Origin of the sequence: Arthrobacter sp. ISL-65 (assembly GCF_018613795.1) — a bacterium.
In the GTDB taxonomy this organism is placed as follows: Bacteria; Actinomycetota; Actinomycetes; order Actinomycetales; family Micrococcaceae; genus Arthrobacter.
The window spans coordinates 69,407-94,658 of record NZ_JAGGPN010000049.1; the positions used below are offsets into that span (position 1 = coordinate 69,407).

Here is a 25,252-nt window from a genome sequence, read left to right on the forward strand (position 1 = left end):
GCAAGTTCAGGAGCCCCGGCCTTGATTAGTTTTCTCCGCGGAACCGTGGCGCACGTCGGACTGTCCACCGCCGTCATCGACCTCAACGGCGCCGGCATGAGCGTCTACGCGACGCCGCAGACGCTCAGCAAGCTGCGGGCCGGCGAGGAGGGAAAGCTTTTCACCTCCCTGATCGTCCGGGAGGATTCCCTGACCCTGTTCGGCTTCGCGAGCGACGACGAACGGGAAGTTTTTGACGTTCTGCTCAGTGTCAGCGGAGTGGGTCCGAGGCTCGCCCTTGCGGTCCTCGCCGTGCACGACCCCGAAGCCATCCGCGTGGCGGCGCACACCGGGGACAGCAAGACGTTCACTAAGGTCCCGGGCATCGGCCCGAAGGTCGGCGGGCGCATCGTTCTTGAACTCGCCGGGAAACTGGTTCCGCACGGCACGGCGACGCCCGCGGGAGCGCCGGCTGCGTCATCGGAAGGCGTCTGGAAGCCGCAGGTCGTGGCCGCCATGACCAGCCTGGGCTGGTCCGAAAAGGACGCCACGGGCAGCATCGACAAGGCCCTCGCAGACGCGCCGGAACTTGCCGGCGAAGGCAACGTTGCCGAGATCCTGCGCACCACGCTGCGCTGGCTCGGCCAGGACGGAGCCCGGGCGGGCAACAGGGTAGGCAGCCGTGGCTGAGCCGTCCCTGGTCGCCGGGGGAGAAGAGCCGGAGGAGCGGGCCATCGAGGCGGCGCTCCGGCCCAAGAACCTCGATGACTTCGTAGGCCAGCACAGGGTCCGCAAACAGCTTTCCCTTGTGTTGCAGGCATCCCGGATGCGCGGGCGCAGCGCGGACCATGTGCTCTTTTCCGGTCCTCCCGGCCTCGGCAAGACCACACTCGCCATGATTGTCGCTGCCGAGATGAACGCCCCGCTGCGCATCAGCAGCGGCCCGGCCATCCAACACGCGGGCGACCTCGCCGCCATACTTTCCTCACTGTCAGAGGGCGAGGTCCTCTTCCTCGACGAAATCCACCGGATGTCCCGTCCGGCCGAGGAAATGCTCTACATGGCCATGGAAGACTTCCGGGTGGACATCGTGGTGGGCAAGGGGGCCGGTGCCACGGCCATTCCGCTGGAGTTGCCGCCCTTCACGCTGGTGGGTGCCACCACGCGCGCCGGACTTCTTCCGGGTCCGCTCCGGGACCGGTTCGGGTTCACGGGCCACCTGGAGTTTTATTCGGTGGAGGAACTGGAGCTGGTGCTGCGCAGGTCCGCCGGCCTCCTCGACCTGAAGGTGAATTCGGCTGGTTTCACGGAAATCGCCGGACGGTCACGCGGCACCCCGCGCATTGCCAACCGGCTGCTGCGGCGCGTCCGGGACTGGGCGCTGGTCCACGGGATTGAACAGATTGACGCCCGGTCCGCTTCTGCCGCACTGGACATGTATGAAGTGGATAAACGCGGGCTGGACCGGCTGGACCGGTCCGTGCTGGAAGCGCTGATCACCAAATTCGGCGGCGGTCCGGTGGGACTGTCAACCCTGGCCATCGCCGTCGGGGAGGAGCCGGAGACCGTGGAGACGGTCGCCGAGCCGTACCTGGTCCGGGAAGGGCTGCTGGGCAGGACGCCAAGGGGCCGGATCGCCATGGCCCCGGCCTGGACCCACCTTGGGCTGGCAATACCAGCGGGGGTCTTTGGGCAGGAAACCCTGGACCTTTTCGAGGCCGGGCCGGGCGATGAAGAATCGTCATCTGAATGGGTTTCCAGCACCCAATAGCAGCGCCCTCCCAGCTTTTCCCTCTAGACTGGAAAGACGCTCGGCACGTCCGGGCTTTGTTTCCGTGTCCCGCTTCGGCGGGCCGCCCGCGCCGGTTTCCCGTGTCCGGGCGGGCAGCCCGGTACAAAGCGGACGTCGCTGTCAACCAGCTACGCAAGTACAGAACGGAACTTCACTTGTTCGGACATATTAGTGCCCAGGCCCAGCCGCAGTCCGGCGGCGGCATCGACATCATGACCATTCTGCTGTTCGTCATGCTCGGCGTTTTCATCTTCATGATGTTCCGCCGCAACAAGAAAACCCGGCAGCAGCAGACCGAGCTGCAGTCGCAGTTCTCTCCGGGCGTCGAGGTCATGACCAGTTTCGGACTGTTCGGCCGGATCGTGTCCATTGACGAGGCGGAGAACAAGGTTGTCCTGGAACTGTCGCCCGGCCACCTGGCCACCGTCCACCGCCAGGCCGTGAACAAGATCGTGGAACCCGCCGTCGAAACAGAGGCTGTTCCCGACGACGCGTCGGCACTGACGGCCGAGGACTCGCTGGCCCCTGAAGCCAAGGCCGGTACGGTCGACGAGACTCCGGACGAAACCCTCAAGCGCCTCAATGACGAGGGCAAGAAGGACATCTAGTCCGCTGCTTCCGCACAGCACAGCTGTCTACGGCTGCGGAGCCGCCGGGTGCGACAAGGCTCGCACCGGCGGCCCTCCGCAATTAATAGAAAGATAGGCAATGGCACGAACTGGCCGCAATAAACCATCCCTTCGGGTGCTGGTCTGGCTTGGCGTAATCCTGGCTGCCATGACGGCCGTCCTTGCGGGCGGCACAATGTCCGGGGTTGCCAGCTGGACCCCGAAGCTTGCCCTGGACCTGGAGGGCGGCACCCAGATGATCCTGGCCCCCAAGGTTGAGGGTGGCTCGGACATCAATGAGGAGCAGCTCAACCAGGCGGTGGCCATCATCCGCCAGCGTGTGGACGGCTCCGGCGTTGCTGAGGCTGAGATCAGCACCCAGTCCGGCCGCAACGTGGTGGTGAGCCTGCCCGGCACCCCGTCCACGGAGACCCGCGCCCTCATCCAAGCCTCCGCGGACATGAATTTCCGCCCGGTCCTCGTCACCGGCGCGGGCGCAGCGGTGCCCGCCGCGGAGCGGACACCCGCCGCCCAGCTGCCGAAGCCGACGGCCAAGCCGGCGAATGCCAGTGATTCCAACTGGATCACCGCGGACGTCCAGAAGCAGTTCGAAGCCCTTGACTGCGACAACCCGGCCCAGGACAAGCAGGAACGTTCCGATCCCGCCAAGCCGCTGGTCACCTGCGAGCCTGCCACGGACCAGACACCCGCGATCAAATACATCCTGGGTCCGGTCGAGGTCAAGGGTGTGGAGATCCAGGGCTCGACGTTCCAGCTCCAGCAGGGCGCCCAGGGTGCCGTCACCAACGAATGGGCTGTGAACATCCAGTTCAACGCGGAGGGAACGGCCAAATTCAAGACCGTCACCGAGCGCCTTAACCAGTTCTACGTTGCCGCAGGCGGCGAGACCGGCAGCGATCCCAAGTCGCAGTTCGCCATCGTCCTGGACAACCAGGTCATTTCGGCCCCGCGGTCCCAGGCAGTGATCACCGACGGACGCCCGCAGATCACTGGCGGGTTTACGGAGCAGTCGGCCAAGGCACTGTCCGACCAGCTCCGGTTCGGTGCCCTGCCCATCAGCTTCGACATCCAGAGCGAGCAGCAGATCTCCGCCACCCTCGGCGGTGAGCAGCTCCGGATGGGCCTCCTCGCCGGCCTGATCGGCTTGCTGCTGGTGGTTGTTTACTCCTTGTTCCAGTACCGTGCGCTTGGCTTCGTCACCATCGCGTCGCTGGTGGTGGCGGGTGCGCTCACGTACCTCGCCATTGCCATCCTTGGCTGGACCGAGAATTACCGGCTCTCCCTCGCCGGTGTGGCCGGCATCATCGTGTCAATCGGCCAGACCGCGGACTCCTTCATCGTCTACTTCGAACGCATCCGTGATGAGCTCCGCGAAGGCCGCGGCCTGGTGTCGGCCGTGGAGAACGGATGGAAGCGGGCCAAACGGACCGTCCTGGCATCCAAAGCGGTCAACCTCCTGGCCGCACTGGTGCTGTACTTCGTGGCCGTCGGCAACGTGCGGGGCTTTGCCTTCACCCTCGGCCTGACCGCCATCGCCGACCTCATCGTCGTGTTCATGTTCACGCACCCGACGCTGCAGCAGCTGGCCAGGACCCGGTTCTTTGGCGAAGGCCACAAGTTCTCCGGTCTTGACCCCGAGCGCCTCGGTGCAGTGCCGCTCTACCGCGGCGCCGGCAGGCTCCGCAGCCCCGAGGACAAGCCGTCAGTGGTGCGCGCCAAGAACACCGGTGCCGCGGCTGAGGCTGAGCGCCGGATGACCATCGCTGAACGCCGCCGCGCGGAGCAGCAGGAGCAGCTCGCCGGTTCCTCCAAGGGCCCGGCCAAGGAGGGCAAGTAATGTCCAGTTTCGCGAAATTCGGCAACGAGCTCTACACAGGGAAGCGTTCCTACAACTTCGTCGGGGCCAAGAAGATCTGGTTCATCGTGGCCGCCGTTGCGGTTGCGCTGTCGATCCTGATCCCGGTGGTGAAGGGCGGCTTCAACCTGGGCATCGAGTTCCGTGGCGGTTCCGAGTTCACGGTGTCCAACGTCAAGACCACCGAGGCATCCGTAGGCGAGAAGGCTGTCCACGACGTCGTTCCCGGCAGTGTGCCGCGCGTCGCCAACGTCGCCGGAACCACCATGCGGATCCAGACGGACAAGCTCTCCGACGACGAGACCCTCAAGATCAAGGAGGGCCTCACCAAGGCCTACGGCGTGACTGACAACGAGGTGACCTCCACCTTCGTCGGCCCCACCTGGGGCGCTGACGTCACCAAGCAGGCCCTGATTGGCCTGGTGGTCTTCGTTGCCCTCGCGACGGTCCTGATGGCCCTCTACTTCCGGACCTGGAAGATGTCCCTCTCGGCGATCGCGGGCATGCTCGTCACCATGTTCATCACGGCCGGTGTGTACGCCCTCAGCGACTTCGAGGTCACGCCGTCGGCGATCATCGGGTTCCTTACGGTGCTCAGCTATTCGCTGTACGACACCGTGGTGGTGTTCGACAAGATCCGTGAAAACACGGCGGACATCGATTCCTCCACGCGCCGGACCTTTGGCGAGGAAGTCAATCTGGCCGTCAACCAGACCCTGGTACGCTCCATCAACACCATGATGGTTGCCATCCTTCCGGTCGGGGCGATTCTGTTCATCGGGGCCGGCCTGCTGGGTGCCGGAACCCTGCGCGACCTGTCGCTCGCACTGTTCGTCGGGATCCTGATCGGCACCGCCGCGACGATCTTCATCGCCGCACCGATGTACGCCTGGCTGCGCCAGGGCGAGGCGCCGCTGGTCAAGCAGGCCCAGCGTGTCAAGCAGCGCCGCGCGGACGCCGCTGCCAAGGCTGCAGCCGTCGAGCCAGCAAAAGCCTAGGGCCCGCAAAAGCCTAGGGCCGCAAAAACCCAGGGCGCCTGCCAACGCCTGGAGTACCTGCCCTTAGACCGGATGCCGTCACCGTGACGGCATCCGGTCTTTGCGTTGAGCCCCTGTGTGCCTCCCGTTGAGCGCCTGTATGTCTCCCGCCGGGCCCTCCGGGTACCCGGCTGGGTACTGGGCTGCATACTGGGCGGGGCCGTTGGTGACGGACGCGGTTATCGGTCGGGCCCGGAGCGGGAATACACTGGGATAATTAAACGGGTCGTGAGGGGTACTTCATTGGAAGAAGGTTCGACGTCGGCGCCAACGGCTGCCGGAGGCAACGGTCCGGGCCAGGGACAGCAGACTGGTCTGGTGGCTGCCGGGCGCCCGGCGCCGGGCGTGCCCGTGGACAGCTCCGGCGTCCGGCCCACCTTCCCGGGCCGGCGTGAGCGGACGAGGTCCCGCCTGGCACGGCTGACGGGCCGGAGCACCGCGACGTACTCACCCATCCTGGAACCGCTGCTGCGGACCGTCAGGGCGAACAACCCCAAGGAAGACTTCGACCTCATTCAGCGGGCGTTCGTGGTGGCGGAGCAAAGCCACCGCGGGCAGAAGCGCAAGAGCGGCGATCCCTACATCACCCATCCCGTCGCCGTCGCGACGATCCTCGCCGAGCTGGGGCTGAGCGGCACCACCCTGGCGGCTGCGCTGCTCCACGACACCGTGGAGGACACGCCCTACACCCTTGAGGACCTCCGGGCGGACTTCGGCCCCGAAGTCGCCATGCTGGTTGATGGCGTTACCAAGCTGGACAAGGTCAGCTTCGGCGAGGCAGCCCAGTCCGAGACTGTCCGCAAGATGGTCGTGGCCATGGCCAAAGACATCCGCGTACTAATGATCAAACTTGCGGACAGACTGCACAACGCGCGCACGTGGCGGTTCGTCTCCGCCGAGTCTTCGGCCCGCAAAGCCCGGGAAACCCTGGAAATCTTTGCGCCGCTGGCACACCGGCTCGGCATGAACACGATCAAGTGGGAGCTCGAGGACCTGTCCTTCGCGGCGCTGTATCCCAAGGTGTACGAGGAAATCGTCCGCATGGTGGGCGACCGCACGCCGGAGCGCGAAAAGAGCCTCAGCGTGATCCGGAACCAGATCGCCGACGATCTGCGCACCGCCAAGATCAAGGCCACGATCACCGGCCGGCCCAAGCACTATTACTCGATCTACCAAAAGATGATCGTCCGGGACAAGGACTTCGACGACATCAACGACCTCATGGGCGTCCGAGTCCTGGTGGACTCGGTCCGCGACTGTTACGCCGCCCTGGGCACCCTGCATTCGCGCTGGAACCCGCTGCCTGGCCGGTTCAAGGACTACATCGCGATGCCGAAGTTCAACATGTACCAGTCCCTCCACACCACGGTGATCGGCCCGGGCGGCAAGCCTGTTGAAATCCAGATCCGGACGCACGAGATGCACCGCCGCGCCGAGTACGGCGTGGCCGCGCACTGGAAGTACAAGGACCAGCCGAACCGGACCGCCACCGGACCCGGCAGCCCGCGAGACGGTGACATGGGCTGGCTCCGCTCCCTCGTGGACTGGCAGCAGGAGACCTCCGACCCCGGCGAATTCCTCGACTCGCTGCGGTTCGAGATCAACGCCCGCGAAGTGTTCGTCTTCACCCCCAAGGGTGAGGTCATGGCGCTGCCCGCCGGGTCCACGCCGGTGGACTTCGCCTATGCCGTGCACACCGAGGTGGGCCACCGCACCATCGGAGCCCGGGTCAACGGCAAGCTCGTGCCGCTCAACAGCGAGCTGAACCATGGCGACTGGGTGGAGATTTTCACCTCGAAGGCCGAGGGCGCCGGGCCCAGCCAGGACTGGCAGCACTTCGTCAAGAGCGCCCGGGCACGCAACAAGATCCGGCAGTGGTTCAGCAAGGAACGCCGCGAAGAGGCGATCGACCGCGGCAAGGAGCTGCTGACCCGCGCCATGCGGAAGCAGAACCTTCCCCTGCAGCGCCTCATGACGCACGACGCGCTTGCCGCCGTGGCCGAGGACTTCAAGTACGTCGACATTTCCGGGCTGTATGCCGGAGTTGGCGACGGCCACACCTCCGCGCAGTCCGTCATGGAAAAGCTCGTCGAGAGCCTTGGCGGCAATGAAACACCCGATGACGACCTCACCGAAGTCAGCATTCCCACCCAGGTCAGCAAGGCGCGGTTCTCGGATTCCGGCGTGGTGGTCCGCGGCGTGGGCGACGTCTGGGTGAAGCTGGCCCGCTGTTGCACTCCCGTGCCGCCGGACCCGATTCTCGGTTTCGTCACGCGCGGCTCGGGCGTGTCGGTGCACCGCACGGACTGCACCAACGTCGCCGGCCTCAAGGACCAGCCTGATCGGATCGTGGACGTGGACTGGGCGCCGACGCAGTCAAGCGTCTTCCTGGTGGAGATTCAGGTGGAGGCGCTGGACCGGAAGTCGCTCCTCTCCGACGTGACGCGCATACTTTCGGAGAACCACGTGAACATTCTGGCGGCGAGTGTCCACACGTCCACGGATCGCGTGGCCATCTCAAAGTTTGCCTTCGAGATGGGCGACCCCAAGTACCTCAGCCACGTGCTCAGTGCTGTGCGGAGGATCGACGGGGTGTTCGACGTCTACCGGACCACGGGCAACCGCCGGAGAAGCTAACAGCGACAGCTTCTCCAGGGCTGCATTCTTGTGCGGCAGCCGTGGCATCGCCTCGACCGCCAGGACCAGGAGCCGGAGCCTGACATCGAGTTCGGGCTTCGCCAAGAGCAGCCGGAGGGCAGGAACTGCCCTCTCGGCCTCAACATGCAAGGCGATGTCCAGTGCCGTCCGGAGCGGACTCGAGACCATCAGGCCGCCCAGGCTGACGACGTCGAACGGTCCGAGCCGGACTTCGTGGAGCGTGCAGCCGCGGGTCGAGCGAAGGCTGGAGATGCGGCGTTTGGCGTCCACCAGTAAGGCCAACCGGTCCGGCTCGCGGGCGCACCCGTAAATCCAGGCCGCCGTCATCCGCCCCGCCACCACACGCCGCCGCACCGGCGCCGGCACCCCGTGGGCAGCGGCCCGTGCCCGCAGCTGCGGGGAGGCGGCAGTCCCGGGAACGGTGTAGCCGTGCTGATAGAGCTGCGTGAGCACGCCGTCGGACGCCATGGACTGGAGCTCCGGCCAGGTGAAGGGCAGCCCCGGCGAATAGAGCTCCAGCAGCTGTGCGGGGGAGTCCGCGGGCGGTGAATCGCCCCGTGCCTGCGAAAAAACAGGGGGCTGGGAGTACGGTGCCATTCCGTCATCCTGCCGGACGCGGCCTTAACAGGTAAGGCCCCGCCCCGGTTATGTGGATAACCGGAACGGGGCCCGTACGGCTGCTGCTTGGGAGAGCCGGACTAGCTTGGTAGGGCTGTTGCTTAGGAAAGCTCGCTAGCCGAACGCTGAATCTGGTCCAGCCATGCCTGGCGTGCTTCCAGGGCTTCCCGGGCGGCCTTGATCTTGCGCTGGTCGCCCTTCTTCTCTGCCTCGGCCAGGTCATCCTTCAGGCCGGCGATGGCGGATTCGAGCTGGCTCAAGGCGCTGTTGGTGCGGGCCTTGGTCTCCGGGTTGGAGCGCTGCCACTTCTCGTCCTCGGCCTGGCGGACTGCATCCTCGATCCGGCGCAGCCCGGCCTCAATCCGGCCCATGTCCGCACGCGGAACCTTGCCTGCCTCTTCCCAGCGGTCGTGAATGGACTGCAGGGCCTTCTTGGCGGCGGCGATGTCCTTGACCGGTACGATGCCGGAAGCCTCCTCGAGGAGCGCCTCCTTGACCACCAGGTTCGCGGCGTATTCCTGGTCGATCTCGTCGTTGGCAGCCTGGCGCGAGCTGAAGAAGACGTCCTGCGCGGCACGGAACCGGGCCCACAGGGCGTCGTCATCCTTGCGGCTGGCACGCGGCGATGCCTTCCACTCGTCCATCAGCCGGCGGTATTCTCCGGCGGCGAAGCCCCAGTCTGTGGACGTCGACAGTGCCTCGGCGTCCGCAATCAGCTTCTCCTTGGCCGACTTCGCCGCCGAGTTGTTGCTGTCTAGCTGGGAGAAGTAGGCGCGGCGGTGCCGGTCGAAGACGGTCCGGGCGGCGCGGAAACGCTTCCACAGGGCGTCCTCGTTGCTGCGGCCGAGCCGTACGCCGCTCTTCTGCGCGGTCTTCCAGCTTTCAAACAGCTCGTTCATGCGCGCGCTGGACGTCTTCCACTGAACCTGGGCCGGATCGGTTCCGGAGATGGCCTCGGCTTCGGCCACGATGGCCTCACGGGCGGCCAGCTCGGCGGCGCGAACGGCGTCGTGCTGAGCCTTTTCCGCCTTCTCCAGCTCCGTGATCTGGGTGGACAGGGTGTCCAGCCGGCTCTCAGCGGAACGGATGTCGCCCACCATGTTCCGTTCGGCGAGCTGCTCCCGCAGGTGCGTCACGGTCTTCTGCATGTCAGTGGTGGGGGCCTTCGAGGCCACGCGCTGTTCCAGCAGGACAACCTGGGCGACGATGTCGTCGTACTTCCGCGCGAAGTAGGCCAGGGCCTCGTCGTTGCTGACGTCCGGGTACTGACCGACCGGATGCTCCTCGCCGTCGATGGTCAGGAAGACGTGGCCGTCGCCCTCCACCCGGCCCCAGCGGGCGGCTTCGGCAAGCGACGTGGCAGGCGGTGCCTGCACCGGAGCCGTAGTGGAAGCCGGACCTGCCTTGGGTCGGGCGGCAAAGGCGGCCGGCGTCGGCGCGGGCCGGGGTGCCGGCGTCGGACTCGGTGACGGTGCGGGGCTGGCTGCCGGCTTCTCCTGCACGGCGTCCGGCTGCGGGCTGGCGGCGGCCTCCGCCGGGGCAGTGTCCTCCGCCGGAGCGTTGTCCTCCGCCGGGGCAGTGTCCTCCGCCGGAGCGTTGTCCTCCGCCGGGGCAGTGTCCTCCGCCGGAGCGTTGTCCTCCTGCACAGCCTCCGGTTGCGGGCTTTCCTGGGTGGCGTCGGGCTGTACCGCCTCGTCGGGCTGTGCCGCATCGTCGGGCTGTACCGCCTCGTCGGGCTGCGTCGCCTGCACGGGCTCGGCCGCTTTCACGGACTGTGCTCCATCCACGGTCTCGGGGGAAGCCTGGACCTCGGTCACTTCGGCTGCTGTTTCGTCGGATTTCTGACTGTCTGTCACCGCTAAAAGTCTTTCGCTTGGAGGAAAATACTCATTCACTAGTCGCCTGTGGCCGCTGGCTCCACAAGGTTCCTACTTCAGAGAAAATGAGTCTATCGTGACTGGTTCCGCAGGTGCGCCGTCCGTGTCACTTTCGCCCGGCTTAAGACCTGCCGCCGCAATCTTGGTCACGGCGTCCAAGCCTGACGTCACCTTGCCCACGACGGTGTAGCCGCCGGCGGAGTCGGCCGGAATGACCGTGTCCTTGTAGACGATGAAGAACTGCGTGCCGTTGCCGTAGGCGTTATTACCCGTGCGGGCCACGGCAATGGTGCCGGCAGGGTATTTGTTGTTTGCCGGCGTGTTCTCCAGCGGCCCCCAGGTGTAGTTGGGGTCGCCCTGGCCATCGCCGGTCTTGGAGCCGCACTGCAGGACGCCGAAGTTCTCGGCGGTGGTGAGGCGGTGGCAGCTGACGCCCTTGTAGTAGTTCTGGTCGGCCAGGGACTTGAACACGGCGGCTGCCTGTGGGGCCTTGGTGCCGTCCAGCTGCACGCCCAGGGTGCCGCTATTCAGCTTCAGTTCGCCGGTGAACGTCTTGCCGGCCGCCGTCGCGGGCTTGGGGATGTTCGCAGCATTGGTCTGGGACGCTGACGGAGTGGCGGAGCCGGACGCCGAACCGGACGGCGTCTTCAGGTCCGCCTCGGCGGCAGCGAATTCCTCTTCGGTCGGGTTCCCGGCAAACAACGTCAGTTGAAGCACGACGGCGAGCACCACCGCTGCGGCTCCCGCACCTCCCGCTACCAGGTTGTCCCGCTTGCGGCGCTTCTCCTGGTCACGTCGAAGCTCGCGTTTGGCTTCCATCTGCTGGATGCGCCTCTTGGCTTCGCGTGGACTGGCCGCCACGGGTCCTCCTCATTGTTTGTCACTGCCGGACCGGGCTAGCCCCTGAAGGCATTCCCGGCTGCAGATTGCGCTGCGGCAGCCCGCCAGTGCCCGGCCTCCCGCATTAGAGATGCAGGCGCCGAAAGCATAAACTGACTGCCGCACATAAGTTTATGCAGAACAGGCTGGACTCCCGCCGCTGCCGCCCCCGTTTGGTTCACATGTCGACGCGGAACACGGCGCAGCGGCTCCGGCCTTCGTTTACCTGAGGAGAAATTCCACCATGGCACGCACCGCCTCCCTGTCCGGATTCCCCGAGTGGCTTCCCGAGGAGCGGCTGGTGGAGCAGCATGTCCTGGACTCGCTGCGCCACACCTTCGAACTGCACGGCTTCTCTTCCATTGAGACCCGCGCCGTGGAAACCGTGGGCCAGCTGCTCCGCAAGGGCGACATCGATAAAGAGGTGTATGGCCTGAGCCGGCTGCAGGACGACGAGGGGGAGGAAGCCGGGAAGGGCAAGCACGATCCGCACGCCCTAGCACTGCACTTTGACCTCACAGTGCCCTTCGCCCGGTACGTCGTGGAAAACGCCGGCTACCTGGCCTTCCCGTTCCGCCGTTACCAGATCCAGAAGGTCTGGCGCGGGGAGCGTCCGCAGGAAGGCCGCGCCCGCGAGTTCACCCAGGCTGACATTGACGTGGTGGGCGACGGCGAGCTGCCCTTCCGCTACGACGTCGAAATCGCCCTGGTCATCGCGGAGGCGCTGGGCGCGCTTCCGATTCCGGAGTTCCGGCTGCGCATCAACAACAGGAAGCTTGCCGAGGGCTTCTACCGCGGCATCGGCCTGACCGACACCGCCGGAGTGCTGCGCAGCATCGACAAGCTGGAGAAGATTGGCCCGGACAAGGTGGCTGAGCTGCTCAAATCCGAGCTCGGCGCCACCGACGAGCAGGCGCAGGCGGCCCTGAAGCTTGCCGGCATCAAGACCGAGGACACGTCCTTCGTGGCGCAGGTCCGGTCGCTCGGGGTCAGCAACGACCTCCTGGAGGAGGGCCTGAACGAACTCGAACAGGTGATTGAGGCTGCTGTGAAGCGGGTTCCGGGCAAGGTTGTCGCAGACCTGAGCATCGCCCGCGGACTGGACTACTACACCGGAACTGTCGTGGAGACCGTCCTGGTGGGCCACGAGCAGCTCGGATCAATCTGCTCCGGCGGCCGCTACGACGCCCTGGCCAGCAAGGGAAACCGGAAGTTCCCCGGCGTCGGGCTGTCCATCGGCGTGACCCGGCTCGTCTCGCGCATCCTCAGCCAGGACTTGGCCAAGGCTTCCCGTTCCGTGCCCACGGCAGTGTTCGTGGCGCTCACCTCGGACGAGAGCTGGGGCGAAGCACAGGACGTGGCCACGGAGCTGCGCAGCCGCGGCATCGCCGCCGAGGTGGCCGCCAAGGCCGAGAAGTTCGGCAAGCAGATCAAGTTCGCAGACCGGCGCGGCATCCCCTTCGTCTGGTTCACTGACGAGGACGGCAAGCACCAGGTGAAGGACATCCGCTCCGGGGTGCAGGTCGACGCCGATCCGGCGACGTGGACGCCGTCGGACGAGGACATCCGCGTCCAGGTCGCAGCCACGCCGGCGAGCTGATCACCGCGGCGCCGGCTTCCTCCGCCGTCCCTTCCCGGATCAGCGCAACCGCCGCTTCCGGAACGCAAGCACGACGGCGCGCCCGGCGAGTCCGGCGCCCATGACGGCCGCCATGCCGAGTACCGAGGCCGTCGGCAGGGTGAACGCCAGGACCAGGCAGCCGGCCAGCCCTACGGCGTTGAGCCACTTGGGCGCGTGCCGGGGCCGCTCCCGGAGCGTGAACGCGGCGGCGTTCGTTACCGCGTAATACAGCAGGACGCCGAAGCTGGAAAAGCCGACCACCGTCAGCACGTCGGTGGTGAGCAACAACAGGACGACGACGGCGGCCACCGCCAGTTCGGCGGTTACCGGCACCGGATGGCGCCCACCCAGCCGGGCCAGGGGACCGGGGAGGTCGCGTTCGCGGGCCATCGCCATGGCCGTGCGTCCCACGCCGGTGATGAGGGCGAGCAGAGCGCCGAGCGAGGCGGCGGCGGCGCCTGCCTGGACGGCCGGTGCTCCGGCGGCCAGCCGGGACTGTTCCACGGCGTCGAGCAGCGGCGCCGTGGAGGAGGAAAGCACGTGCGCCGGAAGATGCGCCAGGAGCAGCGCCCCCAGCAGCAGGTAGATGACCAGGGCGCCGGCCAGGGCCCCGAGGATAGCGCGCGGAATGACGCGGGCCGGGTCCTTGACCTCTTCGCCGAGCGTGGCGATGCGCGCGTATCCGGCAAAGGCGAAGAACACCAGGCCTGCGGCGGGCAGAATGCCCCAGCCGCCGCCAGCCTGTGCAGAAACGGTGCTCCCGCCGTCGGCAACATGCGGCCCCACAATGCTCGCCGCGGCCACGAACGCCAGGGTGGCCAGGACGATGGCGAGCAGGATGCGGGTCAGGAAGGCGGTCCGGGTGATGCCGAGCAGGTTCACGCCTGTCAGTGCGGCGACCGCTGCTATGGCCACGGGCGTGGCGTAACCCGGCGCAACGTACTGGCCGAAGGTCAGCGCCATGGCCGCGCAGGAGGCCGACTTGCCCGTCACGAAACCCCAGCCGGCGAGGAAACCGGGCCACTCGCCAAGCTGCTTCCGGCCGTAGACGTAGGTGCCGCCGCTTTGCGGATACCTTGCCGCGAGCTGGGCCGAGGCGACGGCGTTGCAGTACGCCACGGCGCCGGCAAGGGCTATGGCCACGAGCAGCAGCTCTCCGGCCAGGCGGGCCGCCGGTGCGAAGACGACAAAAACGCCGGCGCCGAGCATGGATCCGAGCCCGATGGCTGTTGCGTCGCCCACACTGAGTCTTCGTTGCAGCTGCTGGTGCTTGGTCATGGCAGGGCAGGAACCTTTCAAACGGGTAAACTCGGACGGGATCGTTTCCGCAACGATCGTATTTAAACTTCATTCTGTCTTCCTTCTGAAAGGAATGCTGTGCTGCGCACACATGACCTCGGATCCCTTCGCTCCGAGCACATTGGACAAACCGTAACCCTGGCAGGCTGGGTCGGCCGCCGTCGTGATCACGGTGGTGTCGCATTCGTCGATCTGCGTGACGCCTCGGGCGTGGCGCAGGTGGTGGTCCGTGAGGAAGAGGTCTTCCACGGGCTGCGCAACGAATACGTGCTCCAGGTGACCGGAACGGTCTCCAAGCGCCCGGAAGGCAACGAGAACGCTGCCCTGGCCACGGGCGAGGTGGAGGTCATGGCGGACAAGGTGGTCATCCTCAACACCGCCGACGCACTGCCCTTCCAGATCGATGAGCACGTGGAAGTGGGGGAGGAAGCCCGGCTCAAGCACCGCTACCTGGACCTGCGCCGCCCCGGCCCCAGCCGCAACATCCGCCTCCGGTCCGAGGCCAACCGCGTGGCCCGCGACCTGCTGCACGACGAGGGCTTCGTCGAAATCGAGACGCCGACCCTGACGCGTTCGACGCCGGAAGGCGCCCGTGACTTCCTGGTCCCGGCCCGCCTGGCGCCGGGTTCCTGGTACGCGCTGCCGCAGTCACCGCAGCTGTTCAAGCAGCTCCTGCAGGTGGGCGGCTTCGAGAAGTACTACCAGATCGCGCGCTGCTACCGCGATGAGGACTTCCGTGCCGACCGCCAGCCGGAGTTCACCCAGCTGGACATCGAGGCGAGCTTCGTCGAGCAGGACGACATCATCCGCCTCGGCGAGAACATCGTTAAGGCCGTCTGGAACCTGATCGACGTCGAAATCCCGACGCCGATCCAGCGCATCACCTACGCCGACGCCATGGCCCGCTTTGGCTCGGACAAGCCCGACCTGCGGTTCGGCCAGGAGCTGACCGAGCTGACCGAGTTCTTCAAGGACACCAACTTCGGCGTCTTCAAGGCGCCCTACGTCGGTGCCGTCGTCATGCCCGGCGGTGCCTCGCAGGCCCGCCGTGCACTCGATGCCTGGCAGGAGTGGGCCAAGCAGCGCGGCGCCAAGGGCCTGGCGTATGTCCTCTACAAGGAGGACGGCGAGCTCGCCGGCCCGGTGGCCAAGAACCTCACCGAGACCGAACGCGCCGGCCTGGCCGACGCCGTGGGCGCCAAGCCGGGCGACTGCATCTTCTTCGCTGCCGGCGAGAAGACCCCGTCCCGCGCGCTGCTGGGTGCTGCCCGCGTCGAGATCGGTCACCGCACCGGCCTGATCGACCCCAGCGCCTGGGCCTTCTGCTGGGTGGTCGACGCCCCCATGTTCGAACCCGCCGCTGCCGCGGTGGCGTCGGGCGATGTGGCCGTCGGTACAGGCAAGTGGACGGCAGTGCACCACGCCTTCACCTCGCCGAAGCCAGAATTCCTGGACAGCTTTGACCAGGACCCGGAGGCCGCGCTGTCCTACGCCTACGACATCGTGTGCAACGGCAACGAGATCGGCGGCGGATCCATCCGTATCCACGAACGCGAAGTGCAGGAGCGCGTCTTCGAGCTCATGGGCCTGGACAAGGCCGATGCCCAGACGAAGTTCGGCTTCCTGCTGGAGGGCTTCAAGTACGGCGCCCCGCCGCACGGCGGCATCGCGTTCGGCTGGGACCGCGTGGTGGCTCTGCTGGCAGGCGTGGACTCGATCCGCGACGTCATTGCCTTCCCGAAGTCCGGCGGCGGCCACGATCCTTTGACCGACGCCCCGGCGCCCATCACCGGGCAGCAGCGCAAGGAGGCCGGCGTCGACTTCAAACCCGAGGCCAAGAAGCCCGAAGAGAAGAAGGCCGACTAGCTTCGACAGGCTGGTTGGCTGAACGCAGCAAGAGCTCCCCGGAAACGGGGAGCTCTTGCTCTTTACTGCCCGGTCGCGGCGGATGGAGGATACCCGCGTGGAAGTCTTGTCCGGTCTGGAAGCGTTGATGGATGCCGCCTGGCCGGCCCCCGAACGTCACGATACCGGCGCGTGGGTGCTCCGCGCTGCCCGCGGCGTCACGCAGCGGGCGAACTCAGTCTGGCCACGGGTGCCTGCCGCAGACGCCGCCGCTGCTGTCCGGGACGCCGCTTCCTGGTACCGGCAGCGGCGGCTTCCGGTGATCTACCAGATCTTCGACCACGACGACGCTGCCCCGCTGAATGCCGTGCTGGACACCCTGGGTTACACCAGGCAGTCCGAGACCCTGGTCATGTCCCGGCGTGCGGAGCCGCGGGACAGCCTTCCGGTAAGTGCCGGCGTCGAAATCTCGGAGCGTCCGTCGGCGGAATGGCTGGAACTGTGGTGGTCCGTGGACGGCCGCGGCGGCGCCGCGGAGCTGGAGACTGCCCGTGCCATCCTCACCGGCTGCCCGGCGCTGTACGCCCTGGTGAGGGACGACGACGGCGGGCCGGCCGCCGTCGGACGCCTTGCCGTTGTTCACGGCTGGTCTGTTGATCCCGGCGGGGCTGCTGTTCCCGGCGCGGCAGTTCCCGGCGCGGCGGGCAGCTGGGGCGGGCTGTACTGCATGGCCACCAGGCCCGACGCGCGGCGCCGCGGCTACGCCACCCGGATCCAGCAGGCCCTGGTCCGTGCGGGTGCGGAGCGGGGGCTGGCCGGCTACTGGCTGCTGGTGATGGCTTCGAACTCCGTTGCCCGGGAGCTGTACACCCGGGCAGGGTTCGGTGAGGTGTCCCGGTATTGCTACCGGCAAGAGCGGCCGCGGCGAGCCCTGACCGGCTGCTGAGCTGTGCCTCCACCCCGCCGTTTCGACGGTTCCCCGCCCCTACGACGTTGCGCAACGTCTAACGGGCAGGGAACCGTCGAAACGGAGCGGAAGCTGCGCGGTGTTACGGGGCTTCGGGCACGTAGTGGAGGCCCATCCACGGGGCGGTGACCAGCTCGCCGTCGAACGCGTCCTGCGTGTCCGGGGACTGTGTGGCCGCCGGGAGTACTTCAGCGGTAGCAGCGGCTTGCGGATGTTGCTGCCGGGTCGCCGGCAACTGCGGGACCTGGACCGGCCAACGGTGCGGGTACCTGATGCGGCGGCTGGTGTGTTGCGTCATGGTCTTTTCCTTCCGGGCGGTTTTGGGCTCAGCGGTGCTGAAGGGCGGGCTGCTGTGCTTCGGCCTGTCGCCGGCGAGCGATGCCCGCGAGGTACGGGCCGCCGAGCTCCTCGATCGGTGTGGTCGCCGTTTCCCGGGACCAGAATGCGGACCCTGCGGCGATGAGCATGCAGACGGTGCCGAAGACGGCAACCGGAACCCAGCACCATGCCCCGGGAGCCAGCAGCATCCCGGCGATCATCGGGCCAAAGCCGGCGAGGACCAGGCCGAACTGGTTCCCCAGCGCCATTCCGGAGTACCGGACCGGCGCTGCGAACTGTTCGGCGAAGAACGCCGGCCAGATGCCGTTGAAGCCCGAGTACAGCAGCGTCATGTTCAGGAACGCGGCGAGGAAGACCAACACGATGTTGCCCGAGGACAGGGCCATAAAGTACAGGAAGATCGTGACGGAGCAGCCGATCGCTGCAGTCAGCAGGAGCGGGCGGCGGCCGATCCGGTCGGACAGCCTGGCCGCCAGCGGCATGGTGAACATGGACAGGCCGATGGCCACGGCGTTCACGGTCAGGATGGACGCCCGGTCAAAACCGGCGCCGGACGTGGCGTAGGCGAGTCCGAAGACGGTGAAGATGGTCTGCATCACGGACATGATGGACATTCCCGCCACCCGCAGCACATCCGCGGCCTGGAAGCGGAGCACTTCCTTGACGGGCATCGGGGCCACCTGGCGGCGCTCCTGGGCCTCTTCGAAGACTGGTGTTTCGTCCAGGTGCGTGCGGACCCAGTAGGCGATGGCCAGCACCACGATGGAGAGCCAGAACGGGATGCGCCAGCCCCAGCTCATCATGGCTTCCCGCGGCAGTGCCGTAACCGGGATGAAGACCAGGGTGGCCAGCACCATGCCGGAGGCGTACCCCGTCATCACGAAGCTGGTGAAGAACCCGCGCCTGCCTTCGGGCGAGTGTTCGAGCGTCAGGGTCGAGGCGCCCGCCGATTCCGCGCCGGCGGAGAAGCCCTGCGCCAGCCGGCCCGCCACCAGAAGGATGGGAGCCCAGACGCCGAGCTGCTCGTAAGTGGGCAGGAATCCGATGCCGAGGGACGACAGGCCCATGATGCCGAGCGTCAGCAGCAGGATCTTCTTGCGGCCCAGCTTGTCGCCGAAGTGGCCCATCACCAGTCCGCCAACAGGCCTCGCCACGTACGCGACGCCGAAGGTGGCGAAGGCGCCGATCAGACCGATGGCCGGGTCCGCGGAGGGGAAGAACAGGTGGGGGAACACAAGTGCGGCGGCGGTGCCGTAGATGAAGAAGTCGTAGTACTCCAATGTGCTGCCGAGGAAGGACGCCAGGGCGGCCTTGCGGGGCGTCTTCCGCGGGGCCTGCTGGGGAACCTGGCGCGGAACCGGCAGAGGAACCCGCGGTGATGGGGTAGTGGTCACGGGAATCTCCTTAAGACTGCGTTGTCTCCATGGGCGCCGGCGCGGTGTCCGGGAGGTGGAAGTCCACCGCGAGGATCTGCCGGCTGTTGGGGAACGAGTACGCCTTCAGCGGCTCGTGGAGCGGGTGCGTGTTGTAGACGGCGATGTCCTCGACGTTTTCAAAGTCGGCCACGATGGCGTAGTCGAAGGAGCGTTCGGTGTTGAGGACGTCCGGGCCATGGCTCAGGCTGAGCATGCCGGGGATCTTTCCGGCCATGTTGTTGAGCCCGGCAATCCAGGCCTGCCGGTGGGCCGGCGGAAAGTCGGGCTTGAACTGGAAGAGCACGGTGTGGCGGATCATTTTCAGGCACCCACCAGTTCCGTAGCCGGCTGGGCCGCAGTGCTGTCCTCGGCGGACCAGTACTCGGGGGACTGGCCGGCAAGGGTGCGGCCGGCGAGGTAGCCCATGGTCATGATGGGCCCGAGGGTGGCGCCGGCGCCCGGGTAGCCTGCCGCGTAGGCGTTTTCCGTGGTGTTGCCGGCGGCGAACAGGCCCGGGATGGGGCGGTTGTCGACGTCGAGCACGCGGGCTGACCCGTCGGTGGCCACGCCGCCATTGGTGCCGAAGGCGCCGTTCACCACCTCCAGCGCGTAGAAGGGCCCGGATTCGAGCGGGCCCAGTGAAGGGTTCGGCCACGGGCAGTCGGCGTCGCCCCAGTACTTGTCGTAGGCGCTTTCGCCGCGGCCGAAGTCGGGGTCCTCGCCGTTGGCCGCGAACTCGTTGAACCGGGTCACTGTGGATTGCAGGTTCTCCTCCGGAACGTTGATCTTCGCGGCGAGTTCAGCCAGCGTGGGCGCCTCGATCAGGTAATCCGGCGTCGGCTGGCCCGCGCGGTGGGCAAGGATGCCGTAGCGCTCCAAGTAGCCGTGGTCCACAATCACGTGCGCCGGGGTGTTGAGCGTGCGGTTGGCGGCGGAGTCCCAGGACTGCAGGCTGCGGGCGAGGTCGTTGTAGTTCTGCGACTCGTTGGCGAAGCGGCGGCCGTGGCGGTTCACCATGATGGACCCCGGGCCCTGGCGCTCGAACCGCAGCAGGGTGCCGATCGCCTGCCCGTCTCGGGTGTCGCCGGTGACGGCCATCGGCGCCCACCAGGCTTCGCGGGTGCCGCGGGTCTGGCCGCCGATGCGCTGCGACATCCGCAGCCCGTCACCGGTGTTCGAGGGCGGCGAGCACATGGTGTAGAGCCGGGACGCCAGCATCGAGTCGGCCAGGGCCTTGTCCCATTCGAAGCCGCCCGTCGCGAGCACCACGCCGTCGCGGGCATGGAACGCTTCGCCGGTTTCCAGTTCGACGCCGGTCACCCGGCCGCCGTCGGTGAGCAGGCGGTGCCCGCGTGCCGCGGTGACAAGCGCGGCTCCGTCGCGGACCAGGCTGGCGAGCAGCATGGACACGAGCGCCTGTCCCTTGGCCACGAGGCCGGCGTCCTGACGACCAGCCAGTTCGTCCCACGGGAACTTCGTGAAGGCGCCCCACTCCTCGTATTCCTGCATGGTGAACGGGGCCCGGCCGTCACTGCGCACGTGCGCGCGGAGGCCGCCCAGCGCTTCGGCGCTGTTGAACAGCTCGGGCTCAATCGTGCGGCCGCCCGCCACTGCACCGGGGAGATCCTGCCGGTAATCGGGGAAGTTGTCGAGGAAGATGAAGCGGACGCCGCACTCCGCCTCGACGAAGCGGAGCATCTGGTCGCCATAGTTCAGCGCGGCGTCCAGCAGGTCCTCGCGGCCCCGGCCGCGGGCTACGGCCCGCACATACTCGGCGGCCGCTGCCTTGGAATCGGTGATCCCGGCCTTCCGTGCGTGGTGGCTGTCCGCCACCCAGAGCATGCCGCCGGACACGGCGGAGGTCCCGCCCAGCAGTTCACTCTTTTCGAGGACGACGACGGACTTGCCGGCGCGGGCGGCGGTGGCCGCCGCGGTGAGTGCGCCCGCACCGGAACCGACGACGACGACGTCGTAAGTGTCCGCGAAGGTGCCGTTGATGAATTTCATGGGGTGTTGCCTTTCAAAACGAAGATGAGGGGTGCTGCCGCAGTTGGGCAGCGGGGGCGCGGCGTCAGACAGCGGTGTAGCCGCCGTCGATGACGAGCTCGGAACCGGTGGTGAAGCGCGACTCGTCCGAGGCCAGGTAGAGCACGCCGTACGCGATCTCGTCCGGTTCGCCCTGGCGGGGCAGCGGGTTGGAGCCCACCAGCTGCTTGTAGTAGGCCTCAGGACCGATGTCCGACTGTTCGGCGGAGCGGCGGCTCATCCTGGTGTTCATGGATCCGGGATGGATGGAGTTGACCCGGATGCCGTGGCCGCCGTAGGCCGCTGCGTCCGACTTGCTCAGGAGCCGCACAGCGCCCTTGGTGGCGTGGTACAGCGGCACGTTCCGGCCGCCGGTGAGGCCGTGGATGGAGGAGAAGTTGACGATGCTGCCGGTGCCTTTTTCGATCATGCCGGGGACAACGTGCTTGGTCATCAGCCAGACGCCCTTGACGTTGACGTTGAAAATCGTGTCGAAGTCGGCCGTCGAGGCGGTGTGGGAAGCTCCTGCCGGGCCGATGATGCCGGCGGCGTTGACCAGGATGTCCGGGGTGCCCAGTTCGTCCCGGACCCGGCGGATGGCGTCGGCGACGCTGGCCTCGCTGGTGACGTCGACGTCGTACTCACTGATGTTTTCGTGGGCAGTGGCGGCGGGGGCGCCGGCAACGTCCATGCTGGCAACCTTCGCGCCGTGTTCGGCAAGGAGGGCGGCGGTGGCGCTGCCCAGGTCTCCGCGGCCTCCGGTGACAATGGCGGTCTTTCCGGCCACGCGGTTCTGGATGGGATTCATGTGGTGCTCCTCGTGATCCTGCAGCCTCGTCGCTGCTTCCCAGCCAGCGTGGCAGGGGACCTATGAGGGGAACCACACGATTGCCGATGAACGGCAAAACCGGCTGTCAGTGGCTTTGCCGGAGCGTTCCCTTCAGCTCGCCCCGCCAGCCCAGGGCGCGGGAGATCCCGCGCGCCGCGGCCATCAGCACGGGCACCCGGGCAGGCGCGTTCTCCTCGTTGCGCGGCACCACCACGCTGAGCGCGGCGCGGACAGTGTTGTCGGGTCCGAACACCGGGACGGCGATGCCGCTGGACTCCGGCACGATCACCCCTGGCATGGCGGCAAACCCGCGCTGCCGGATCTCGGCCAGGTGGCGCCGGAGCGCTGCAGGCTCGGTCAGTGTGGTGTCGGTGAACTTCGTCAGGGGCCGGGCCAGGAAGGCGTCCTGGTACGCGGCGGGGGAGTGTGCCAGCAGCACCAGTCCCGAGGACGTGGCGTGGACCGGCAGCCTGCCCGCGATCTTGGTGATGTCCACGATCGTTTTATCTGAGCCCAGCCGCTCGATGTACAGGACCTCGTCCGAATCGAGGATGCCCAGCGTGGTGGAGTGCTGCACCACCGCCTGGACGTCCTCCATGAACGGCAGCGCGGCTTCCCGCAGGCCCAGCATCTTGGAGCCCCGGGAAGCCAGTTCCCACATCCGCGTGCCGATGTGGATGTCGCCGCCGGGCTCTCGTTCCAGCAGCCGCTCGAGCAGCAGGTCATTGACCAGCCGGTAGACGGTGGTCACCGGCAGGCCGGTGCGGCGCCCCAGCTCGGCAACGCTCATGGCGGGGTGCCGGTCATCGAAGGCGCTCACGATCTTCACGAAACGTCCGATGATCGACTCGCCGGATGCGGAGTTGGCCACTGTTCCTCCTGTCGATTCCCGCTCAATGGTAATCCTCCTCCCGGGTGGGCGTGCTTCCGGATCTACTGGGGGTTTGTCAGTCAACGCCTGCCGCCGCAATGGGGTGGCCCGCAGGCAGAACGGAGCAGGAACCATGACAGAAACCGCAAAGACGGCGGTCTGTGACGTCCTCGTCATCGGATCGGGTGTGGCCGGGATGGCCGCAGCATTGAAGGCCGCCTCGCAGGGATTGAGCGTGATCGTCGCGGAAAAGGAACAGTACTTTGGCGGAACCACCGCCATTTCCGCGGGATGGGCCTGGGTCCCCGGCAACAAGCACGGCGTGGCGCAGGGTGATACCCGCGGGGACGCCGAGACCTACCTGAAGAACCTGGCGCCCGAGACGTTCAACGAAGCGGGAGTTCGGAACTTCCTGGACACAGTGCCTGAAGCGATCTCCTTCTTCGAAAACGAAACCGACGTGAAGTTCACTTACCCCGAGAAGGCCCCGGACTACCAGATGGATCTGCCCGGGGCGAAGCTCTCCGGCCGGGCCATCCTCCCGCAGGACGTGGACGCGCGGGTGCTCGGGGACAAACGGCTCCTGATGCAGCCGTACATGAGCTCCTACACCGTCTTCGGTTACATGCCGCAGGTGGGGCCGGACATCAACGAGTTCTTCCACGTGAACCAGTCGGTCAAGTCCTTCATCTATGTCGCCAAGAAGCTGCTGCGCACCTGGGCCGACGCCGCCCGCTACAAGCGTCCGGTTCTCCGCTCCAACGGCAACGCCCTGATGACCCGCATGGTCAAGAGCGCCGACGACCTGGGCATCAGGCTGTGGAAGTCCTCACCGGCGCTGTCCCTCACCAGGGACGACGCCGGGACCGTCACCGGTGCGGTCATCGGGGGAGAGCACGCCGTCACCGTCACAGCGCGTGCCGGCGTCATCCTCGCCGCCGGCGGCTTCTCCGGGAACAGGGAACTGCGGCAGCGCTATTTCCCGCACGACGCCGGCGGCGACGACCACTTCACGCCCACCGTGGGCCACGGCGGGGACGCCGCCACCCTGGCCATGGGCGCCGGCGGATACATTGACGATTCCGTGTTCAGCGTTGGCTCCTGGGCGCCGGTGACCGTGTTCAGGTACCTCAGCGGCGGACAGCGTCTCTTTCCGCATCTGCGGGCCATCGGCCTGCCCGGGCTGATCGCCGTCGACCGCCACGGCAGGCGCTTCGGCAACGAGGCCCTGAGCTACCACGACTTCGGCGGGGCCATGATCGGGCACAACAAGGACGAGGACGGGACCTTCGGCTACGTGATCGGCGACGCGAAAACGATGCACAAATACGGCATCGGCTACGCCAAGCCCTGGCCGATGCCCCGCGGCTACTTCTACCGGACCGGCTACCTGGTCAAGGGGAACACCCTGGCGGAGCTGGCCGGGAAGCTCGGCATCGATGCCGCAGGCCTGGAAGCCACCGTCGCTGAATTCAACCCGGCGGCTGAGCGCGGCGTGGACCCGGCGTTCGGCCGCGGGTCCACCCAGTACAACCACTTCCGGGGCGACCTCGAGCACAAGCCGAACCCGAACCTCGCGCCGGTGGGCAAGGGCCCGTACTACGCGGCGAAGATCCAAATGGGCGACCTGGGCACCTTCGCCGACCTCGGCGTCAACGAACACTCTGAAGTGGTCACGGCTGAGGGATCAGTTGTTCCCGGGCTCCTGGCCGTGGGCGCCGCCGCAGTGAGCGTCTTCGGTGGCGGGTACCCCGGCTACGGCTCCCACATCGGCCCGGCTTTGGTGTTCGGTTACCGTGCGGGACGGGACATCGCCAGGCTCGCGGCGGAGCGGAACGCGGCGCGGCCGGCCAACGTGGCGGCGAACTAGACGCCGGGCCGGAGACAGCCATGGCCAATTCGACATCGGGGGAATCGGTGATCAGCCGCGTGGTGCGGCTCATGAGCGCCTTCGACCGGGACCTGCCGGCCATGACGCTCTCCGGCCTTGCCCGCCGCGCCGGCCTCCCCCTGACCACCGCGCACCGGCTCGTGGATGACCTGGTCCTCCACGGCCTGATTGAGCGGCTGCCGGACGGGAACCTCTGCTCCGGGATGCGCATGTGGGAGCTCGCCGCCCGGGGCTCGCGTGCGCTGAACCTGCGCGAGCTGGCGCTGCCCTTCATGGAGGACGTCCAGGCCGCCGTCCACCAGCACACCACCCTGGCCGTGCTGGACCACGGCACCGTGCTGTACGTGGAGCGCCTCTCCTCTCCGCACTCCAGCCTGGACGCCGCTCACATTGCCCAGCGGATGCCCATTCATGCAGCTTCGTCGGGCCTGGTGCTGCTGGCGTTCTCGCCGCCCGCTGTCCAGGCCGAGGTGCTCGCGAAGCCCCTAAAGGCGGTGACCCCTGAAACCATCACCGACCCAGCCCTCATCCGTAAGCACCTGGCCGAAATCAGGCAGCGCGGCTATGTGGCCCTGCCCGGCATTGGCGTCACCGAGTGGACGGGCATCGCCGTGCCCGTCTTCGGGCCCGGCAACACGATCACTGCGGCGCTCAACGCCATCGTGCCGCGGCAGGAAGCGGCCGTTCCCTCGACCGTCCCCGCCCTGCTGACCGCGGCGCACGGGATCTCCCGTGCACTGAAATCCGGCCCGGCTGAAGGCCGGCCCAGCTGAATTCCGCCCAGCCTGTAGAGCAGGCAGACTTTCGCAACCGATGAACGGAAGAC

At 67.2% G+C, this 25,252-nt stretch carries 21 protein-coding genes; 11 read left to right on the forward strand and 10 right to left on the reverse strand.

Annotation, left to right across the window (positions count from 1 at the left end; translation table 11 throughout):
• The first annotated feature begins 21 nt into the window (after positions 1–21).
• From ruvA to J7I85_RS20520, 6 genes are all read left to right on the forward strand, one after another.
• Positions 22–669 carry a Holliday junction branch migration protein RuvA gene (ruvA, locus tag J7I85_RS20495; RefSeq protein ID WP_214856533.1) on the forward strand — a complete coding sequence of 216 codons (648 nt, stop codon included), beginning with the start codon at positions 22–24 and terminating at the stop codon, positions 667–669.
• Positions 662–1,750: a Holliday junction branch migration DNA helicase RuvB gene (gene ruvB / locus J7I85_RS20500; protein ID WP_214856540.1), complete on the forward strand. Its 1,089-nt coding sequence runs from the start codon at positions 662–664 to the stop codon at positions 1,748–1,750. Before ruvA ends, ruvB begins: the two co-directional genes overlap by 8 nt.
• Before the next feature lie 233 nt (positions 1,751–1,983).
• Entirely contained in the window at positions 1,984–2,379 is a 396-nt protein-coding gene (gene yajC / locus J7I85_RS20505; protein WP_214856908.1) for a preprotein translocase subunit YajC, read from the forward strand.
• 100 nt (positions 2,380–2,479) lie between these two features.
• Positions 2,480–4,237, forward strand: coding sequence for a protein translocase subunit SecD (secD, locus tag J7I85_RS20510; RefSeq protein ID WP_214856550.1), 1,758 nt, complete (start codon positions 2,480–2,482; stop codon positions 4,235–4,237).
• The gene (gene secF / locus J7I85_RS20515; RefSeq protein WP_214856557.1) at positions 4,237–5,253 is read left to right on the forward strand and encodes a protein translocase subunit SecF; all 1,017 of its coding nucleotides are present in this window, start codon (positions 4,237–4,239) and stop codon (positions 5,251–5,253) included. Before secD ends, secF begins: the two co-directional genes overlap by 1 nt.
• A gap of 282 nt (positions 5,254–5,535) precedes the next feature.
• Entirely contained in the window at positions 5,536–7,929 is a 2,394-nt protein-coding gene (locus tag J7I85_RS20520; RefSeq protein WP_214856565.1) for a bifunctional (p)ppGpp synthetase/guanosine-3',5'-bis(diphosphate) 3'-pyrophosphohydrolase, read from the forward strand.
• On the opposite strand, the gene J7I85_RS20525 is transcribed toward J7I85_RS20520, so the two are convergent.
• The 3 genes from J7I85_RS20525 to J7I85_RS20535 all read right to left on the reverse strand — a co-directional run bounded on the left by J7I85_RS20525 (position 7,810) and on the right by J7I85_RS20535 (position 11,306).
• Positions 7,810–8,547 (reverse strand): type IV toxin-antitoxin system AbiEi family antitoxin, encoded by a 738-nt coding sequence (locus J7I85_RS20525; RefSeq protein ID WP_251024618.1) that lies wholly within the window; start codon positions 8,545–8,547, stop codon positions 7,810–7,812. The two genes, J7I85_RS20520 and J7I85_RS20525, sit on opposite strands and share 120 nt — an antisense overlap.
• A 122-nt stretch (positions 8,548–8,669) precedes the next feature.
• Positions 8,670–10,424 carry a DUF349 domain-containing protein gene (locus tag J7I85_RS20530; RefSeq protein WP_214856572.1) on the reverse strand — a complete coding sequence of 585 codons (1,755 nt, stop codon included), beginning with the start codon at positions 10,422–10,424 and terminating at the stop codon, positions 8,670–8,672.
• A gap of 72 nt (positions 10,425–10,496) precedes the next feature.
• Positions 10,497–11,306, reverse strand: a complete 810-nt coding sequence (locus tag J7I85_RS20535; RefSeq protein ID WP_214856580.1) for a peptidylprolyl isomerase — start codon at positions 11,304–11,306, stop codon at positions 10,497–10,499.
• A gap of 262 nt (positions 11,307–11,568) precedes the next feature.
• On the opposite strand from J7I85_RS20535, the gene hisS reads away from it, so the two are divergent.
• Entirely contained in the window at positions 11,569–12,924 is a 1,356-nt protein-coding gene (hisS, locus tag J7I85_RS20540; RefSeq protein WP_214856592.1) for a histidine--tRNA ligase, read from the forward strand.
• A 39-nt stretch (positions 12,925–12,963) separates the two neighbouring features.
• Here the strand turns inward: hisS and J7I85_RS20545 are convergent, their stop codons facing one another.
• Positions 12,964–14,223: an APC family permease gene (locus J7I85_RS20545; protein WP_214856599.1), complete on the reverse strand. Its 1,260-nt coding sequence runs from the start codon at positions 14,221–14,223 to the stop codon at positions 12,964–12,966.
• Between the two features lie 99 nt (positions 14,224–14,322).
• Between J7I85_RS20545 and aspS the strand changes: the two genes are divergently transcribed.
• Complete coding sequence (gene aspS, locus J7I85_RS20550) at positions 14,323–16,110, forward strand: aspartate--tRNA ligase (RefSeq protein WP_214856606.1); 1,788 nt, start codon at positions 14,323–14,325, stop codon at positions 16,108–16,110.
• 127 nt (positions 16,111–16,237) lie between these two features.
• On the forward strand, positions 16,238–17,035 hold the full coding sequence (locus J7I85_RS20555) for a GNAT family N-acetyltransferase (RefSeq protein WP_374102512.1): 798 nt from the start codon (positions 16,238–16,240) through the stop codon (positions 17,033–17,035).
• Positions 17,036–17,138: 103 nt separating this feature from the next.
• Here J7I85_RS20555 and J7I85_RS20560 read toward each other — a convergent pair whose 3' ends face one another.
• The 6 genes from J7I85_RS20560 to J7I85_RS20585 all read right to left on the reverse strand — a co-directional run bounded on the left by J7I85_RS20560 (position 17,139) and on the right by J7I85_RS20585 (position 22,535).
• Positions 17,139–17,354 (reverse strand): hypothetical protein, encoded by a 216-nt coding sequence (locus tag J7I85_RS20560; RefSeq protein ID WP_214856626.1) that lies wholly within the window; start codon positions 17,352–17,354, stop codon positions 17,139–17,141.
• Positions 17,355–17,382: 28 nt separating this feature from the next.
• On the reverse strand, positions 17,383–18,789 hold the full coding sequence (locus tag J7I85_RS20565) for an MFS transporter (RefSeq protein WP_374102507.1): 1,407 nt from the start codon (positions 18,787–18,789) through the stop codon (positions 17,383–17,385).
• 10 nt (positions 18,790–18,799) lie between these two features.
• Positions 18,800–19,129: a Dabb family protein gene (locus tag J7I85_RS20570; RefSeq protein WP_214856634.1), complete on the reverse strand. Its 330-nt coding sequence runs from the start codon at positions 19,127–19,129 to the stop codon at positions 18,800–18,802.
• A gap of 2 nt (positions 19,130–19,131) precedes the next feature.
• Positions 19,132–20,817, reverse strand: coding sequence for an FAD-dependent oxidoreductase (locus tag J7I85_RS20575; protein WP_214856641.1), 1,686 nt, complete (start codon positions 20,815–20,817; stop codon positions 19,132–19,134).
• 64 nt (positions 20,818–20,881) lie between these two features.
• Complete coding sequence (locus tag J7I85_RS20580; RefSeq protein ID WP_214856649.1) at positions 20,882–21,643, reverse strand: SDR family NAD(P)-dependent oxidoreductase; 762 nt, start codon at positions 21,641–21,643, stop codon at positions 20,882–20,884.
• A gap of 106 nt (positions 21,644–21,749) precedes the next feature.
• Entirely contained in the window at positions 21,750–22,535 is a 786-nt protein-coding gene (locus J7I85_RS20585; protein WP_214856651.1) for an IclR family transcriptional regulator, read from the reverse strand.
• 133 nt (positions 22,536–22,668) lie between these two features.
• Here J7I85_RS20585 and J7I85_RS20590 point away from each other — a divergent pair, with 133 nt between their 5' ends.
• Positions 22,669–24,405, forward strand: coding sequence for an FAD-dependent oxidoreductase (locus tag J7I85_RS20590; RefSeq protein WP_214856664.1), 1,737 nt, complete (start codon positions 22,669–22,671; stop codon positions 24,403–24,405).
• A 20-nt stretch (positions 24,406–24,425) separates the two neighbouring features.
• Positions 24,426–25,199, forward strand: coding sequence for an IclR family transcriptional regulator (locus J7I85_RS20595; protein ID WP_214856677.1), 774 nt, complete (start codon positions 24,426–24,428; stop codon positions 25,197–25,199).
• The last annotated feature ends 53 nt before the right edge of the window (positions 25,200–25,252 follow it).